This window comes from Streptomyces sp. rh34, from assembly GCF_002551245.1.
GTDB lineage: Bacteria > Actinomycetota > Actinomycetes > Streptomycetales > Streptomycetaceae > Streptomyces.
This window is the reverse complement of the sequence record NZ_NTGZ01000449.1, coordinates 1-2,964: the sequence shown is the minus strand read 5'-3', so window position 1 is coordinate 2,964 and position 2,964 is coordinate 1. Positions and strand designations below refer to the sequence as shown.

Sequence of the window (2,964 nt, the reverse complement as noted above, 5' to 3'; positions counted from 1 at the left end):
GCGCTGACCACCCTGGCGCTGCTCTCCGCCGGGGCCGCCTGCGTCCAGGCCGCTCCCGGGCTGCCGCTGTGGGCCGCGTTCGCCGTCCTGCTGGTGTGGGGCGCGGCCTCGTCACCGGGCGGGGGCGTACGGTACGGGCTGCTCAACGAGATCGTTCCGCGCGAGGGATTCCTGCTGGGCCGCTCCGTGCTGAACATGACGGGCGGCGCGATGCAGATCTGCGGGTTCGCGGTGGGCGGGCTGCTGGTGACGGTGTTCTCGGCGCGCGGCACGCTGCTGATCGGGGCGGGCCTGTACGTCGTCGCGGCGGCCGTGACCCGCTTCGGACTGTCCGCCCGGCCGCCCCGGGCCACCGGCCGCCCGTCGGTCCGGGAGACGCGGCGGACGAACGCGCTGCTCTGGTCGTCCACGCCGCGCCGGTACGTGTTCCTGGCGCTGTGGGTGCCCAACGGGCTCGTCGTCGGGGCCGAGTCCCTGTACGTCGCGTACGCACCCGGGCACGCCGGGCTCCTCTTCGCCGGCGGGGCCCTGGGCATGCTGGCCGGGGACACGCTGGTCGGGCGGTTCGTCACGGCACGGTGGCGGGCGCGGCTGGGGTCCCCGCTCCGGCTGCTGCTCGCCGCGCCCTATCTGCTCTTCGCGCTGCGTCCGGAGCTGCCCCTCGCGCTGGCGGCGGTCGTCCTGGCGAGCGTGGGCTTCGCCGCGAGTCTGCTGCTCCAGGAACGGCTGATGGCCCTCACCCCGCAGGAGCTGAGCGGCCAGGCGCTCGGGCTCAGTTCCTCGGGGATGCTCGCCATGCAGGGCGTGGGGGCGGCCGTGGCGGGCGGCATCGCGCAGCTGACCTCCCCCGCCACGGGCATGGCGGCCGTCGCGGGGATCTCGGTGGCGGTGACGCTGGCGCTGGCCCCGGGGCTGCGTGACCGGTCCGGGGACGCCGGGGGCAGACTGCCGGTAGCGGACGGATCACCACGAGCGTCCCGTACACCCCGCAAGAAAGAGACCACATGAGCGACGAGGCCAGGCCCAGCCAGAAGGAAGCCATGCTCTCCGGCGAGCTCTACATCGCCGACGACCCCGAACTGGCGGCGGAGGCGCGGCACGCGGCCGTGCTCAGCGAGCGCTTCAACGCCACCTCGGCCGCCGATCCCGAGGCCCGGCGTGCCGCCCTCGGCGAGCTCCTCGGCGAGGTGGGCGAGGGCGTGGAGGTCCGGCCGCCGCTGCGGGTCGACTACGGCTACCAGACCACCATCGGACCCAGGACGTTCATCAACTTCGGCGCGGTCCTCCTGGACGTCGCCCGCATCACCATCGGCGCGGACGTCCAGATGGGCCCGAACGTCCAGCTGCTCACCCCGACCCACCCGATCGACCCCGAGCCGCGCCGCGCCAAGTGGGAGGCCGCGCAGCCGATCACCATCGGCGACAACGTCTGGCTGGGCGGCGGGGTGATCGTCTGCCCCGGGGTGACCATCGGCGAGAACACGGTGGTCGGGGCGGGGGCGGTCGTCACGAAGGACCTGCCCGGATACGTGGTGGCGGTCGGCAACCCGGCCCGGGTGATCCGGAAGATCGGCGAGGAGGAGGCGTGACGCCCAGGGCCCCCGCGGCCCACCGGCCGCGGCACTCCGGCTTCCCGCGGCCCCGCCGGGCGTAGCCCATCGGGTGCTGGGCAGCCCGCCAGGCGTAGCTCCTCGGGTGCTACGCGGCCCGCCAGGCGTCGGTGACGCACGAGACCTCGAAGTGCCACCAGCCCTCGTCCCGGCCACGGGCGAGCAGTGCCTTGACCCCGCGCAGGTCCGCGCCGCCCGGCACGGTCAGGGCGACCAGCGGGAACTCGGCGCTGAAGACCTCTCCGGTGAGCCCGAAGACGGCGAGCCGCTCGTGCACGGCCCGGGCGTCGCGCCCGAGCGGCCCGTCCGGCAACGGCAGCACCCGTACGGTGCAGTTGCCCGAGTCGGCCACGCGGCCGACGGCCCAGTGGACCCCGTCGTCGTCCGTGCGGAACCGTACGGTCTCGCCCTCGGCGACCCCGTCCTGGAGGAAGGGCACGTTGTCCACCCGGGCGGTGTCCGGGCCGAGGCGCGTCGCCCACAACCCCTCGGTGTCGTAGGGCAGCCAGCCCTCGCGCGGGACGAAGCGGAACCAGACCTTGATCTGATGGGCTTCGCGGGGCGGGCGTTCCTGGCCGGCGGGGGAACTCATGGCCCCATGGTCCCCCGCGCACGGCGCGCCCGCCTGTCCACCCCGACGAGCAGGCATGACGTCAGTTTCTGAAGCCGGAGACGGCCCCGAGCCCACCACAGCCGTCAATTGCCCCATCGCTGACGCCAGTTGTTGGATTCAGGGGCATCCCCTGAGGCTCCTGACGCACACCTCTTGACGCGTACAGGCCCACGGAGGAAACATCACGGTCACAAGAGAGCGCTCTCCCCCCGCCGCTTCCCCCCAAGCTCTCTCGTCCGTTCGTCGTGCACACGTACCACGACCCAGGAGACGTACCTCATGCATGCTCCCCCCACCGCACCACGCGCCCGCCGCCGCATCCGGGCCCTCGGGTTCGCCGCGCTCGCCGTGGCGCTGCTCATGTCCGTACCCACCGCGCAGACCGCCTTCGGCGAGGAGGCCGGGGCAGTGCCGGGCGGCGGCGACCTCGGCCCCAACGTCCATGTCTTCGACCCCTCGACGCCCGACATCCAGGGCAAGGTCGACGCGATCTTCAGGAAGCAGGAGTCCGCTCAGTTCGGCACCGACCGCTACGCGCTGATGTTCAAGCCGGGCACGTACGACGACATCAACGCGCAGATCGGTTTCTACACACAGATCGCGGGTCTCGGCCTGCACCCCAACGACACCACGTTCAACGGCGATGTGACCGTGGACGCGGGCTGGTTCGACGGGAACGCGACGCAGAACTTCTGGCGTTCGGCGGAGAACCTGACCCTGAACCCGGTCAGCGGCACCAAC

3 protein-coding genes and 1 pseudogene are annotated in these 2,964 nt (G+C 72.9%); 3 read left to right on the top strand and 1 reads right to left on the bottom strand.

The annotated features are described in order from the left end of the window. Both CR470_RS37040 and CR470_RS37035 read left to right on the top strand, forming a co-directional pair. Positions 1-1,008, top strand: a 1,008-nt coding sequence (locus CR470_RS37040; protein ID WP_097872099.1) for an MFS transporter, incomplete at its 5' end; no start/stop codon positions are given. Next, on the top strand, positions 1,005-1,589 hold the full coding sequence (locus CR470_RS37035; RefSeq protein WP_097872096.1) for a sugar O-acetyltransferase: 585 nt from the start codon (positions 1,005-1,007) through the stop codon (positions 1,587-1,589). The genes CR470_RS37040 and CR470_RS37035, both read left to right, overlap by 4 nt. A 109-nt stretch (positions 1,590-1,698) precedes the next feature. On the opposite strand, the gene CR470_RS37030 is transcribed toward CR470_RS37035, so the two are convergent. Then, positions 1,699-2,202, bottom strand: coding sequence for a DUF4265 domain-containing protein (locus tag CR470_RS37030; protein WP_097872095.1), 504 nt, complete (start codon positions 2,200-2,202; stop codon positions 1,699-1,701). A gap of 300 nt (positions 2,203-2,502) precedes the next feature. On the opposite strand from CR470_RS37030, the pseudogene CR470_RS37025 reads away from it, so the two are divergent. Further along, positions 2,503-2,964, top strand: a pseudogene (locus tag CR470_RS37025) (coagulation factor 5/8 type domain-containing protein); the annotation flags it as partial.